The 12,217-nt window shown below is 71.8% G+C and carries 12 protein-coding genes and 1 pseudogene; 2 read left to right on the forward strand and 11 right to left on the reverse strand.

Translation table 11 applies throughout. From position 1 onward, the window contains the following. Positions 1 to 45 precede the first annotated feature (45 nt). Complete coding sequence (locus OG299_RS37345) at positions 46 to 453, forward strand: DUF3224 domain-containing protein (RefSeq protein WP_266633040.1); 408 nt, start codon at positions 46 to 48, stop codon at positions 451 to 453. Positions 454 to 511: 58 nt separating this feature from the next. Here the strand turns inward: OG299_RS37345 and OG299_RS37350 are convergent, their stop codons facing one another. From OG299_RS37350 to OG299_RS37395, 10 genes and pseudogenes are all read right to left on the reverse strand, one after another. Next, on the reverse strand, positions 512 to 1,660 hold the full coding sequence (locus tag OG299_RS37350) for an LLM class flavin-dependent oxidoreductase (protein WP_327363990.1): 1,149 nt from the start codon (positions 1,658 to 1,660) through the stop codon (positions 512 to 514). Between the two features lie 11 nt (positions 1,661 to 1,671). Then, positions 1,672 to 2,269 (reverse strand): annotated as a pseudogene (locus tag OG299_RS37355) (LLM class flavin-dependent oxidoreductase). Continuing rightward, positions 2,266 to 3,645, reverse strand: a complete 1,380-nt coding sequence (locus OG299_RS37360; protein ID WP_327363991.1) for an NtaA/DmoA family FMN-dependent monooxygenase — start codon at positions 3,643 to 3,645, stop codon at positions 2,266 to 2,268. The pseudogene OG299_RS37355 and the gene OG299_RS37360 overlap by 4 nt, the downstream one beginning before the upstream one ends. Positions 3,646 to 3,692: 47 nt before the next feature. Further along, entirely contained in the window at positions 3,693 to 4,877 is a 1,185-nt protein-coding gene (locus tag OG299_RS37365) for an LLM class flavin-dependent oxidoreductase (RefSeq protein WP_327363992.1), read from the reverse strand. Between the two features lie 81 nt (positions 4,878 to 4,958). Next, positions 4,959 to 5,978 carry a transporter substrate-binding domain-containing protein gene (locus OG299_RS37370; RefSeq protein WP_327363993.1) on the reverse strand — a complete coding sequence of 340 codons (1,020 nt, stop codon included), beginning with the start codon at positions 5,976 to 5,978 and terminating at the stop codon, positions 4,959 to 4,961. A 61-nt stretch (positions 5,979 to 6,039) separates the two neighbouring features. Beyond that, positions 6,040 to 6,813 carry an amino acid ABC transporter ATP-binding protein gene (locus OG299_RS37375; RefSeq protein WP_327363994.1) on the reverse strand — a complete coding sequence of 258 codons (774 nt, stop codon included), beginning with the start codon at positions 6,811 to 6,813 and terminating at the stop codon, positions 6,040 to 6,042. After that, positions 6,810 to 7,772: an amino acid ABC transporter permease gene (locus OG299_RS37380; protein ID WP_327364668.1), complete on the reverse strand. Its 963-nt coding sequence runs from the start codon at positions 7,770 to 7,772 to the stop codon at positions 6,810 to 6,812. The genes OG299_RS37375 and OG299_RS37380 overlap by 4 nt, the downstream gene beginning before the upstream one ends. A 125-nt stretch (positions 7,773 to 7,897) precedes the next feature. Continuing rightward, positions 7,898 to 8,422 (reverse strand): VOC family protein, encoded by a 525-nt coding sequence (locus OG299_RS37385; RefSeq protein ID WP_266633049.1) that lies wholly within the window; start codon positions 8,420 to 8,422, stop codon positions 7,898 to 7,900. Positions 8,423 to 8,490: 68 nt separating this feature from the next. Continuing rightward, positions 8,491 to 8,922, reverse strand: coding sequence for a hypothetical protein (locus tag OG299_RS37390; protein WP_327363995.1), 432 nt, complete (start codon positions 8,920 to 8,922; stop codon positions 8,491 to 8,493). Positions 8,923 to 9,061: 139 nt separating this feature from the next. Then, complete coding sequence (locus OG299_RS37395; protein ID WP_327363996.1) at positions 9,062 to 10,012, reverse strand: SDR family NAD(P)-dependent oxidoreductase; 951 nt, start codon at positions 10,010 to 10,012, stop codon at positions 9,062 to 9,064. Between the two features lie 450 nt (positions 10,013 to 10,462). On the opposite strand from OG299_RS37395, the gene OG299_RS37400 reads away from it, so the two are divergent. Further along, complete coding sequence (locus OG299_RS37400) at positions 10,463 to 10,672, forward strand: hypothetical protein (RefSeq protein ID WP_266633054.1); 210 nt, start codon at positions 10,463 to 10,465, stop codon at positions 10,670 to 10,672. Positions 10,673 to 10,725: 53 nt separating this feature from the next. Here the strand turns inward: OG299_RS37400 and OG299_RS37405 are convergent, their stop codons facing one another. Beyond that, the gene (locus OG299_RS37405; protein ID WP_327363997.1) at positions 10,726 to 12,129 is read right to left on the reverse strand and encodes an outer membrane protein assembly factor BamB family protein; all 1,404 of its coding nucleotides are present in this window, start codon (positions 12,127 to 12,129) and stop codon (positions 10,726 to 10,728) included. Between the last annotated feature and the right edge of the window lie 88 nt (positions 12,130 to 12,217).

The raw sequence follows: 12,217 nt of genomic DNA on the forward strand, positions 1-12,217 counted from the left end.
GGGCTTGCGCCGGCCGCTGTCAGACCGGATCGGTACGGTCGGTCCATGAGAGCTATCGGAACGTTCACCGTGACCACGTTCGTCCCCACCGAGCTGCAGCCCGAACCGGCCGTGCCCACCGGACTGCCGGTGGGCGTGGCGAGGATGGAGAAGCGCTTCGAAGGCGAGGTCGCCGGCCGCTCGGCGACCTTGTTCACCGCCGCGTTCGATCAGACCACCGGTGTCGGCACCTACGTGGCGATGGAGTCCTTCGAAGGATCGCTGCAGGGCCGGGAGGGCGCCTTCAACTTCGTGCACTCGGCGACGACGTCCGGCAGCGACCGCACAGCGGAGTTCTTCACCATCGTTCCGTCGAGCGGCACCGCCGACCTGGCCGGGATCTCGGGCGCCGGCGGAATGGCGGTCGACGCCGACGGCACGCACCGGATCTGGTTCGACTACCAGCTCGGCTGAGTCCGCCACGGCTTCGAACCGAACCGGTGCCGCTCCGGCCCGGCCGCCGGGCCGGTGGTCAGCCGCGCCGCCGCCATTCCTCCGCCAGCAGGCGGTAGGAGCGGACCCGGTCCGCGTGCCGGTGGGTGATCGTGGTGATCAGCAGCTCATCGGCGCGCGTCGCCTCCTGCAGTCGTTCCAGGTGGTCGGCGACCGTGCGGGCCGAGCCCACGAACCGGGTCTCCACACGGTCCGCCACCAGCTTGCCGTCCTCCTCCGACCAGGGAAGGGCGCGCGCCTCGGCAGGCGTGGGATAGGGGATCGCGCCCTCAGCCGTGCGGATGCTGCGTACCCAGGGCGCGTACCCGGTGGCCAACTCGAGGGCCGTCTCGTCGTCCTCCGCGACGACCACGTCGGCGGAGACCGTCACGTACGGCCGGTCCAGCTCCGCGGAAGGCTTGAAAGCGGACCGGTACCCTTCGGTGGCCTCCAGCACCGTGGCCGGGCTGACGTGGTAATTCGCCGCGAAGCGCAGCCCGTTGCGGCCCGCCGCCTCCGCGCTCACCCCGCCGCTGCTGCCCAGGATCCACACCTGTACGTCGGCCCCCTCGCCGGGAACGGCGTGCGCCTCCACACCCTCCGGCGTGCGGTACGCGCCGCGCAGCAGCGCGAGGACGTCGTCGACCTGCTCAGAGTAGTCCTGCGGCTGCGCGCCGGGCAGGCTGAGCAGCTTCTGCTGGAGCGCCACCCGGGGATGGCCCAGCAGATGGGCGAAGGAGAACCGGTCCGGGATGCGCAGCCCGTTCGGGGTGCGGCCGCCGACGACCGGGGTGAGCGGTACGGGCTCGCCGCCCCCCGCGCCCTCCACCGGCCGGCGAGGGGGCGGCGGCCCCGCCGAGCGCCCCAGCCCCAGGTCCAGACGGCCGGGGTGCAGCGCGTCGATGAGGCCGAACTCCTCCACCGTCGACAGCGCGGTGCGGTGCCCGAGCTGGACGGCGCCGGAACCGAGCCGGATGGTGCTGGTGGCGGACGCGGTCAGGGCCAGCACGACCGCCGGGGAGGTCCCGGCGACGCCCGGATTGAGGTGGTGCTCGGCGAACCAGTAGCGGGCGTAGCCGAACTCCTCGGTACGGCGGGCCAGGTCGATGCTGTGGGTGAGGGCCTCGGCGGCGGTCGAGCCGGACGCGACCGGGACGAGGTCGAGGACCCCGAGGGGGATTCCGGACATGGCCTGGCTCCTTACAGGTCGGGGAAGGACGGGTCGGGTATGTCCCGGCGCAGCACCGGGGCGATCTCCGACTGGAACAGTTCGAGGGAGGCGCGGTGCTCCGCCTCCCAAAGCCCGCACGCCTCGGCCTGCAGGTGCAGGACGGTGTGGCCGAACTCCGCGTACGGCCCGATGGGATGGGTGACGTTCGCCGGGAACAGCGGATCCCCGTACCGTGCCGCCAGATACACCGACTCCAGGCTCGTCGCGCTGCCGTGCCAGACGCGCAGGGTGCGCTGGTACGGCCGCGGCAGCACCTCCGCGCCGGACAGTGCGGGGGGTCGCGTAGTCCTCGTACGCCCGCACCGGGTCCAGCAGGCTCAGCGTGGTGACGGCGGTGAACAGGCGGATCCGCCGGGTCATCGCCGCAATGTGGCTGAGCACCACGGGCGGCGAGGACGACAGGAACGGCCGTTCGTGGCGCTCGCCGACGCCGAACCCGTCGAAGCCGAGCTCCTCCGCGAGCAGCGCGCTCGAAACGACCTCGCGGAACCGCTCCCGGGTGGGGGCTGCGGCGCCCGTCACCGGGTCCGCGTTGTCGGTGATCAGGGTGATGGCCAGGAACTTCACGAGGCCGCTGCCCGCCAGCCGGAGGGCACCTGCGCCGCCGTGAGGCCGAGGTGGTCGCGCAGGGTGGTGCCTTCGTACTCGCTGCGGAAGACGCCGCGCTCCTGGAGCAGCGGGACGACGGTGTCGGCGAAGGCGTCGAGACCGCCCGGGGTGATGTGCGGGACCAGGATGAACCCGTCGGCCGCGTCCGCCTGGACCAGCGTGTTGATCTGCTCGGCGACGGTCGCGGCGGAGCCGACGAAGGTCTGGCCGGAGGTGGTGGCGATGACCAGTTCCCGGATCGAGAGGTTCTTGGCCTCGGCGAGCGCGCGCCACTGCCGGGCGGTCTCCAGCGGATCGCGGAACTGGCGCACGCTCGCCCGGCCGAGGGCGATGGTGTTCTCGCCGGTCTCCGGGTCGATGTCGGGCAGGGGGCCGTCGGGGTCGTAGCCGGACAGGTCCCGGTTCCAGACGTGTTCGAGGTACTTGATCGCGGTCTGCCCGCTGACCTGGAGACGGCGCACCTCGTGGGCGGCCTCGCGGGCCTCGGCGTCGGTGTCGCCGAGGACGAAGGTGGCCGCGGGCAGGATCTTCAACTGGTCGTGCGTACGCCCGTGCTTCGCGAGGCGGCGTTTGACGTCGGCGTAGAACTTCCGGCCCTCGTCGAGGGTCCCGTACCGGCCGAAGATCGCGTCGGCGTCGGAGGCGGCGAACTCGCGGCCCTCGTCGGAGTCGCCCGCCTGGAAGATCACCGGGCGGCCCTGCGGGCTGCGCGGCACGTTGAACCGGCCCTCGATGTCGAACTGCGGGCCCTTGTGGGCGAAGGCCCCGGCCCGGGCGTCGCGCAGGAAGGTGCCGGATCCGGCGTCGGCGACGATCTCGCTGCCGTCCCAGGAGTCGAACAGCTCGTGCGCGGTGGCCAGGAACTCCCTGGCCCGGCTGTAGCGCTCCTCGCGGGGCAGGAAGCCACCGCGCCGGAAGTTCTCGCCGGTGAAGGCGTCCCAGGAGGTGACCACGTTCCAGGCGGCCCGGCCGTCCGACAGGTGGTCCAGGGAGGCGAACTGGCGGGCCACCTCGTAGGGCTCGTTGAAGGTGGAGTTGATGGTGCCGGTCAGCCCGAGGCGGTCGGTGACGGCCGCGAGGGCGGCCAGCACGGTGAAGGTGTCGGGCCGGCCGACGACGTCCAGGTCGTAGATCTTCCCGCCCTGTTCGCGCAGCCGCAGCCCCTCGGCGAGGAAGAGGAAGTCGAACTTGGCGCGCTCCGCGGTCCGGGCGAAGTGGACGAAGGAGTCGAAGTCGATGTGGCTGCCGGCCGCCGGGTCGCTCCAGACGGTGGTGTTGTTCACGCCCGGGAAGTGGGCCGCGAGGTGGATCTGCTTGAGCGGCGCGGTGGTCATGGTTCGTCCTTCCGAAGGCGAGGCAGACGAGGCACGCGAAGCGTGTGTCAGGCGGCCGGCAGCGCGGCCGCGGCGTAGCGGTTGGCGGGCCGGTCGAGCCCCAGCAGACCGCGCAGGGTGTCCGCCTCGTACTCCCGGCGGAACAGGCCCCGCCGCTGCAGCTCAGGCACCAGGGCGCGGGTGATGGCGGGCAGGTCGTGGGCGATGACCGCAGGGCGCAGCAGGAAGCCCGACAGGCCCGTCTCCCTGCGCTCCTGCAGGAGCTCGGCCAATTGCCCCGCGGTACCGGCGAACACGGCGGTGTCACCGTCGTAGGGGTCGCGCGCGAGCTCGTCGAGGCGTCCGCGGCGGTCGGTCGCCGCTGCGGCGCTCTCGTCGAGGAACACGGTCAGCTCCCCGAAGAGGTGCAGCGGCCGCTCGGCGAGCCCCGCCGCGGCGCGCAGGCCGCGGACGGCGGTGACGGCCGCGCGGGTCTCTCCGGTGTCGCGGGCCACGAGGTGGCCGATGTCGGCGGACCGTGCGATGAGCCCGTAGGCCGCGCTGTCGGCGGCGCGCGCGCTCACGACGGGCTGCCCCTGGGGCGGGCGCGGGGTGATCGAAGGGCCGCGGACGCTGAAGTGGCGCCCCTCGAAGTCGATGTAGTGGAGCTTGTCGCGGTCCACGAACCGGCCCGTGGCCACGTCGCGGATCTCCGCGCCGTCCTCCCAGCTGTCCCACAGACGCCGGACGACCTCGACGTGGTCGGCGGCCTCCTCGTGCAGCTCTTCCTCCTCGAGCGGTGCCGGGCGGCGGCCGAAGTGCCGTTCCTCGTAAGGGAGTCCGGAGACCTGTACGTGCAGGCCGGCGCGGCCGCGGCTGACGTGGTCGAGGGTGGCCACGGCCCTGGAGATGTGGAAGGGCTCGGTATGGGTGGTGGTCACGGCCCCCACGAGCCCGATGCGGCGGGTCAGCGGCGCCACCCGGGCAGCGGTGAGGACCGCGTCGAGCCGGCCGCGGACCCGGTCCGTGCGCTCGTCGTGGCCGCCGGGGGAGGAGGACTGGAGGGCGAGCCCGTCCTCGAAGGTCACGAAGTCGAGCAGCCCCGCCTCGGCCTCCGCGACGAGGCCGGCCCAGTAGCGGGCGGTGAACAGCTCGGCGGGCCGGGCCCCCGGCTCACGCCAGGCGGCCGGGTGCTCGCCCGCACCGTCCAGCGAGACGGCGAGGTGCAGTGGTGCGGATTCGGAAACGGACATGGTGAATTACGCCTTCCTGATGGCGTGCGGAAAAGTGGAGGCCGATGCGGGGTGGGCGAATTCGACACCCCGGCCTGCCGCTCACGAGTTGGTCAGCGGCAGGCCGGGCGGGTCCACCTCGGAGGTGGTGACGGCCTCGTTCGAGAGGTTCCATGCCGCCAGAAGCCTCCCGTACTGGCCCTCCTTGATCAGGTGGTTGATCGCCTCGGCCACCGGCTTCGCCAGTCCGCTGTCCTTCCTGGCGGTCGCCGCGATCAGCCCCTGGAGGGACTCGCCCGCGCCCGAAACGGAGCCGGCATTGCGGGTCGGAGTGCTGCTGCTCGCGGTCTGGGTGACGTGGTAGGCGATCGACGGGTTGGGGCCGAAGTTGACGTCGATCTTCTTGCCGCTCAGTGCGAGTGCGACGCTGTTGGCGTCGGGGAAGTACTTGACCGTGATGTCCTTGCCCTCGGCCCGGAGTTTCTTCTGCCACTCCAGCAGGATCTTCTCCTGGTTGGTGCCGGGGCTGACCGAGACGGTCCTGCCCGCGAGGTTGCGGTAGTCGCCCCCGAAGTTCCAGGGGTTGTCCTTGAGCACCTCGAAGGCCAGGTTGTCCTGCCGGTACGAGGCGAACTCGTATTTCTTCTTCCGCTCCTCGGTGATCGTGACGTTCGTGAACGCCACGTCGACCTTGCCGCTGTCGATGCCGAGGAAGAGATTCTCCCAGGTGGAGTTCTTCAGGACGGGCTCGAGGCCGAGGGTGGCGGCCACCAGCCGTCCGAGGTCCGGCTCCGCCCCGGTCAGCGTCCTCTGGTCGGTGCCGACGTACGCCAGCGGCGGGAACCCGGCGGGCAGCGCGCCGACCCCGATGACGAGCTCGCCGCGGTCGCGGACCTCCGCCGGCAGCTGGGCGCGCAGCGATTCGACGACCGGAGCGGCCAATTCGGCCTCCTTGGCGGCGCCGTTGGAGACGGCGCCGACGGTGACCTTGCCGGAGGAGGCCGGCCCCGTTGCCTCGGCGTCGCCGCCGCACGCCGTCAGGCCGGAGGCGAGGGCGACGGCGGCGGCCGCGGCGCCGATGCCGCGGACGAGTCTGAGACGCGGGGAGGACGGGCGCAGCATGGTGAGGGTGCCTTTCCGATCGGGGGGGAACAGGGGCGCAGGCGCAGCGACGGATGTGCGCTCAGAGGACCTTGCTGAGGAACTCGCGGGTGCGGGGGTGCGCGGGACGGTCCAGGACCTGCTCGGGCGGGCCCTGTTCGACGATCCGGCCGTCGTGCAGGAAGACGACCTCGTCGGCCACTTCGCGGGCGAAGCCGATCTCGTGCGTGACGATGACCAGCGTCGTGCCACCGGTGGCCAGGTCCTTGATGACCGACAGCACCTCGCCCACGAGCTCGGGGTCGAGGGCGGAGGTGGGTTCGTCGAAGAGGATGACCCCGGGCCGCAGCGCGAGCGCCCTGGCGATGGCCACCCGCTGCTGCTGGCCGCCGGACAGCTGGCGCGGATAGGCGCCGGTCCGGTCGCCGAGTCCGACCCGTTCCAGCAGCTCGCGCGCCAGCGCCTGGGCGTCGGCGCGGCGCAGCCGACCGGTGGCCACCGGGGCCGCGGCGACGTTGTCGAGCACCGTCAGGTGCGGGAAGAGGTTGAAGTTCTGGAAGACGAAACCGATCCGGCCGCGCTGTGCGAGGATCGCCCGCTCGCTCAGCTCCTTCAGCCGGGTCCCGTGCCGCTGAACGCCGATCAGCTCGCCGCCGACGCTGACGTACCCGGCCTCCGGCTTCTCCAGGTGGTTGACGACCCGCAGCAGCGTGGACTTGCCGGAGCCCGAGCGGCCCAGGACCGCGGTGACGGTGCCCGGTCGCACCGTCAGGCTCACCCCGTTCAGGACCCGCCGGCCGGCGAACCACTTGTGCACGTCGTGGACCTCGATCGCGGCGGGTGCGGCGGCGGTCATCGCACCGGCTCCTTCCGGTGGCGACGGCGCAGCTCGCCCAGGCCCGCCCGGGCCCGCTGCAGGGGAGTGGGCGGAGGGGTGCGCAGGGCGCCGCGGGCGAAGTACCGCTCGACGTGGAACTGCACGGCCGAGAGGATGCTGGTGAGGATCACGTACCAGACGGTCGCCACCACCAGCAGCGGCACCACGTCCCCGGGATAGGTGCTGCCCAGACCCTGGATCGTGCCGAACAGGTCGAGCAGGGAGACGTAGAAGACCAGCGAGGTGGCCTTGACCAGCCCGATCAGCAGGTTGACGTAGGAGGGGACGATCGCGCGCAGCGCTTGAGGGAAGACGATCCGGGTGAACTGGTACCGCTTGGGCAGACCCAGCGCGGCCGCGGCCTCGTGTTGGCCCTGGTCGACCGAGAGCAGCCCGGCCCGGACGACCTCGGCCGCGTACGCCGCCTCGACCGCGCTCAGTCCGACGACCGCGACGACCATGTCGGTGGCCAGGCGCGACTCGTTGAAAGTGAAGAAGGCGGGACCGAAGGGCACCCCGATGCTCAGCGTGGGGTAGAGCGCGCTGAGGTTGTACAGGAAGAGCAGGACGACGATCAGCGGGACCGAGCGCAACAGCCAGACGTACGTCCAGCTCACCGAACGCAGGACCGGGTTGCCGGAGAGCCGCCCGAGGGCGAGCAGCACTCCGCCCGCCAGTCCCAGGAGCGCGCTGTACGCGGCGACCTGGAGGGTGATCCACATCCCCTCCAGCACGACCGGCCGCAGGAACCAGTACGCGAACCGGTCCCACTGGTAGAAGGGGTTGGTCAGCAGCCCGTGGCCGGCCTGGGCGACCAGGACCAGCACGACGGCGCCGCCGATCCACCGGGTGGGGCGGCGCAGCGGGAGCACCCGCTCGGCCGGCCCAGGGAATTCGGGCGGGCCGGCGGGTGCGGCGCGGACGATCGATTCGCTCAAGGACACGAAAGCAGCTTCGATAAAGCCGAGAATCGATGTCAACGGTCCGGATATGGATCGCCACACAAGCGTGTTCGCTTTTCATATCCCGGACACAAAACGCCTCCGGTTGAAATGAACGGGGGTCAGGAGGCCGGGTGTTGTGGGGCGCTGGCCACCCCGGACTCCCGCCCGCTGAGCTCGGCGTCCAGGGTTTCCTGGGCGATACGCATCGACTCCGCGTACTCGGGCTGGGACATCCGCTGCCAGGCCCGGTCCGGTGCGATGTCCTCGACCCGGCTCGACACCCACCAGATGTTGCCGAACGGGTCGCGCACCCTGCCACCCCGGTCGCCCCACGCGCTGTCGGCGGCCTCAGTGACCACCGTCGCCCCGTTGGCCACGGCGGCGGCCATGGCGGCGTCCGCGTCGGGGACGTAGAGGCGCAGCAACGCGGGCATCACCGGCCAGTCGGGCCGGCGGTCGAAGGCCAGTACGACCGTGTCACCGATGCGGATCTCGCCGTGGCCGATGGTGCCGTCTTCGAGGGGAACCCGAGCGACCTCTTCGCCGTCGAACGCCGCGGTGATGAAGTCGAGCAGCGCGCCGGTGTCGTCGGTGACGACCCATGGTGCGACGCTGGTGTAACCCTCGGGCGCGGTGTGCTTCATCGATGCGTCCTTTCTGCTGGTTCCTGCGGACGTGACGACGGTACGACCGGACCAGGTCAGGTTCCGTCCTAGTTCCCTCGTCCCTGGATCCGCCGGGCGGTGCCACATGGGCCGCCTTCCGGGGCGGTCGCGAAGGTAGCCCCGGGTGGCCAAGTGCCGTGCTCGATGAAGTGCGCCACGGCCTGTTCGGCGAAGTCGAAGGCGACAGTGTCCCGGTCGGCGTAGGTGTCGAACTGCCCGCTGGACAGCACGTAGCCGGCAGAGAAGCCCTCTCCGCGCGGATCGACCAGATGCTTGCCCGGGTCGCCTTCCCCGTCCAGCACCATGACCATCGCGCGTTCGCCGTTGGTGACCACGGCCAAGAGCTGCCCCGCGTCACTCTCGAACCACGTCTCCTGGGTTGCCCAGTCCAGCCGACGGTGGAGCAACGCGCGAGCTTCCTGGCCGGAGTAGGCGTAATCGACCGAACCTTGCAGGTGCCAGCGGTTCGTGGTGGCCAAGGTGCTCCTGCCTCGATCTGACGCCTCCGAACAACCTGAGCCGGACACGCGACGGGAACGCTGGGAGGGCGTCCGTAGACGCCCATTTTCACACCCGCGGCCCTGAGTGTGCTCAAGCGCCACGGTTGGGCCAACAGGGCTATCCGGGGATGGCACCGGGGTCGACGCCGGTCAGGGCGCGGCTTGCGTCCCACAACCGCGCCGCGACGGAGGGGTCGGCGAGGTGGTTCCACACCGGTTCACGTCGGGGCTCGCCGCGCAGGCCGAAGACGCGCGGTCCCCACAGCCGGCCTCCCCGCACGGCCGGGTCGAGCACCGCCCGGACCGCGGGCCATGCGCCGGCGTGCTTGCCCTGGACGAGGAGGGCCGCGGGTGCCGCGCACAGCCGGGCGCCGGTGGTTCGCACATGAACCGGCGGCCGTGACGGGGTGAGGGAGTCCAGTGCGCCGCCGGGATGGACCACCACGCTCGTCACCGTGCTGCCGGCAGCGCGCAGGCGGCGGTCGAGTTCGACGCCGAAGTACATCTGTGCCAACTTGGAGCGTCCGTAAGTGCGCTTGGGCTGGTAGTCCGTCCGGGACTGCAAGTCGTCCAGGTCGAGCCGCTCGGACTTCGCCGCGAAGCTGCCCATGGTCACGACGCGGGCCGCCGGCGCGGCCGACAACAGCGGCATCAGCCACTGGGTCAACGCGAAGTGCCCGAGGTGGTTCGTGCCGAACATGAGCTCGTGACCGTCCCCGGTCTCCCGGCGCGGCGGGTCGTCCAGCGCGACGCCGGCGTTGTGGACCACCGCGTCAAGGCGCTCCACCTCCAGTGATTCCACCGCTGTTTCGAGCGACGAGAGGTCGGCGAGGTCCAGCCGTACGGCCCGCACCCGCGCACCGGCAACGCGCGCACGGATCGAGGCCGTGGCGACCTCGGCCTTGGCGGGATTCCGACTGCCGAGGACGACGGTGGCACCGGTTGCCGACAACTGCTCCGCGACGAAGTACCCGATGCCGGCGTTGCCGCCGGTGACCAGGAATGCGCGGCCATCGGCACGCGGCAGACGTCGGACGTTCCAAGGCGGGGTGGAGGATGCGGACGACATGGCGAAGGGCTCCCTTGCTGGTGAGGGCGGCCGCGGCTGCTCCGCCGGCCGGTAACTCGACACCCCACGGTTCCAGCGGCCACCGACACATCGCCCATGGACCACCGACAGTCCCGCCGGGCGGCCGACATCCCGCCTACACGGTGCCGGCCCGCCGCCGCACCGTGCCGGCGGGCGTCGCGTGGGCCAAGCGGAGGGGTCTGACCGGACTTCCGCGAAGTCCCGGTCTGCCCGGCCCTGGCCACAGCAGATGCCCGAAGTGGATCGCCGGTGCGCCTATCCGGGTCACTTCCGCACGTCCCCCGAGCGAGGGGCGGTCTTTGGGGGTAGGTCGTTTCGCGCCAGGTGACCTTGGGATCCATGAGGAGATCAGCCATGTACGCAGTGATCCGGCGTTACGAAGGAGTGACTGACTCTGCCGAGGCAGGACGCCGGGTGGACGAGGGATTCGTGCCTCTCCTCCGCCGGACCCCCGGTTTCGTGGCCTACTACTGGGTGGACGCCGGGGACGGAGTGATGGTCTCCACCAGCGTCTTCGAAGACAAATCCGGAGCCGAAGAGTCGATCGAGCGGGCGGCGGACTTCGTCAGGGACAACCTCGCGTCGCTGCTCCCCAACGGCCCTCAGGTCACGGCCGGCCCGGTTGTGGCCGCAGGGTAGCGACCTGCGTCGCACCGACGGGTAGCCCCGCCCTTCGGATCAGACAGGGGCGGTCACCAGCCCAGGACCGGGGCCATCCAGAAGACCGTCGGGAGGGCGGTGGGGGCGTTCGTCTCGGGGTCCAGGTTGACGAACGTCGGGCCGTCCGGCGTGTCGGTGTACATCTTGAAGCGGGCCGCCAGCGGCATGTCGCGCAGGACCGCCGGCTGCTCCCGCCGCCGGCCCGTGCGCTCGTCCAGCCGCCAGAGGTACGTCCACCCGCCGCGCGCGGTCAGTACGTCGACCTCGCCCGTCCCCTTGCCCCGCGCGAGTGCCCTCGGCTGCTCCCCGCCGAGCCCGGTGTGCCAGAGCCGACGGCCGTCGGTGAGGGAGTACGCGGAAAGGCCGGGGGACTTCTCCTGCACCGGCGTGATCAGCAGGTCGCCGTCGGTGGACGACAGGTCCTCCTGCGGGCCCGACACGGGGATCGTGCCCCGCCCGTGCCCGGAGTCGTCGAACAGCAGCACCCCGTCGGGCACCCGGACGGCGACCGGCTGCACGGACAGGATCCGGACCTCCCCCGCCGGGCCCAAGCCGGGCGGCAGGCTGCTCTGCCATGCGCGGGCACCCGTCCGCGCGTCGGCCGCCGTCAGCCGGGCCGCGCCGTCCGCGCACCGCTCCACGTACAGGATCCGGTCACCGGCCCCGTCGACGGCTCCGACCGTGCAGCCCTGCGGGATCTCGATACGCCACCGCTCCCTGCCCTCGCGTGCGTCGAGGCCGAGCAGGGCGCCCTCCGCCGCGGCGAGGGCTGTGCCGCCCACCACGGCCACGGCCTGTCCTCCGCCCGGGGCGAGGTCCTTGCTCCACAGCGTCCGGCCGGAGTACAGGTCCACGGCCGCGACCTGTGCCCCGCACCCCGCCCCGGTGCCGCCCCCGTCGCCCCGCCGGTACGCGACGATGCCGGTGTCCTCCGGCGCGGAGCGGCTCAGCTCGCACACCGAGGTCCCCTCGGGGGCGGGCAGCCGCCAGCCCGACCGGCCCTCCGAGTTGATGAGGTACAGGCCGTCCGTCCGCGCCCGTACCAGCTCGGACGCCCGCGTCCGCAACACGCCGACCGGCTGTCCCGGCACGGGCTCCATCGGCTGGAGCCAGGTCCAGACGTACATCTGCGGGCCGCGCATCCACGCGTACGCCTGCCAGCCCGGCAACAGCACGGCCAGCGCGAGGAACACGGCCAGCGCCTTCACCGGAACCGGAACCCGCGTTCGCGGCCGAGATCGCCACAGCAGGATCCCGGCGATCGCCAGGAGCGGTATGAACAGCGCCAGCCATCCCCTGCCCCGCGGGTGCACATCGGCGCTCGCCAGGTGCGCGAACAGCGCGAGGTACAGCACCAGCACACCCGTGAGCGCGGTGGCACCGACGAACAGCAGGTACGCGAAGAGCCGCTCGCGCCACGGTGGTCCGTTTTCCATGATCCCCCCGGCCCCAGGCTAATGGACCGCGCGGTCCATTAGCCGCACAGGAAGGAGCACCGATCCGTGGTGTCACCGTCCCGGTACG

The sequence above is a fragment of the Streptomyces sp. NBC_01296 genome (genome assembly GCF_035984415.1).
Lineage (GTDB): Bacteria > Actinomycetota > Actinomycetes > Streptomycetales > Streptomycetaceae > Streptomyces.

Excerpts from the sequence above, each read along its gene's own strand:
- OG299_RS37350 (WP_327363990.1), bottom strand. The coding sequence starts at position 1,660 with ATGTCCGGAATCCCCCTCGGGGTCCTCGACCTCGTCCCGGTCGCGTCC.
- OG299_RS37345 (WP_266633040.1), top strand. The coding sequence starts at position 46 with ATGAGAGCTATCGGAACGTTCACCGTGACCACGTTCGTCCCCACCGAG.
- OG299_RS37370 (WP_327363993.1), bottom strand. The coding sequence starts at position 5,978 with ATGCTGCGCCCGTCCTCCCCGCGTCTCAGACTCGTCCGCGGCATCGGC.
- OG299_RS37385 (WP_266633049.1), bottom strand. The coding sequence starts at position 8,422 with ATGAAGCACACCGCGCCCGAGGGTTACACCAGCGTCGCACCATGGGTC.
- OG299_RS37360 (WP_327363991.1), bottom strand. The coding sequence starts at position 3,645 with ATGACCACCGCGCCGCTCAAGCAGATCCACCTCGCGGCCCACTTCCCG.
- OG299_RS37375 (WP_327363994.1), bottom strand. The coding sequence starts at position 6,813 with ATGACCGCCGCCGCACCCGCCGCGATCGAGGTCCACGACGTGCACAAG.
- OG299_RS37405 (WP_327363997.1), bottom strand. The coding sequence starts at position 12,129 with ATGGAAAACGGACCACCGTGGCGCGAGCGGCTCTTCGCGTACCTGCTG.
- OG299_RS37365 (WP_327363992.1), bottom strand. The coding sequence starts at position 4,877 with ATGTCCGTTTCCGAATCCGCACCACTGCACCTCGCCGTCTCGCTGGAC.
- OG299_RS37395 (WP_327363996.1), bottom strand. The coding sequence starts at position 10,012 with ATGTCGTCCGCATCCTCCACCCCGCCTTGGAACGTCCGACGTCTGCCG.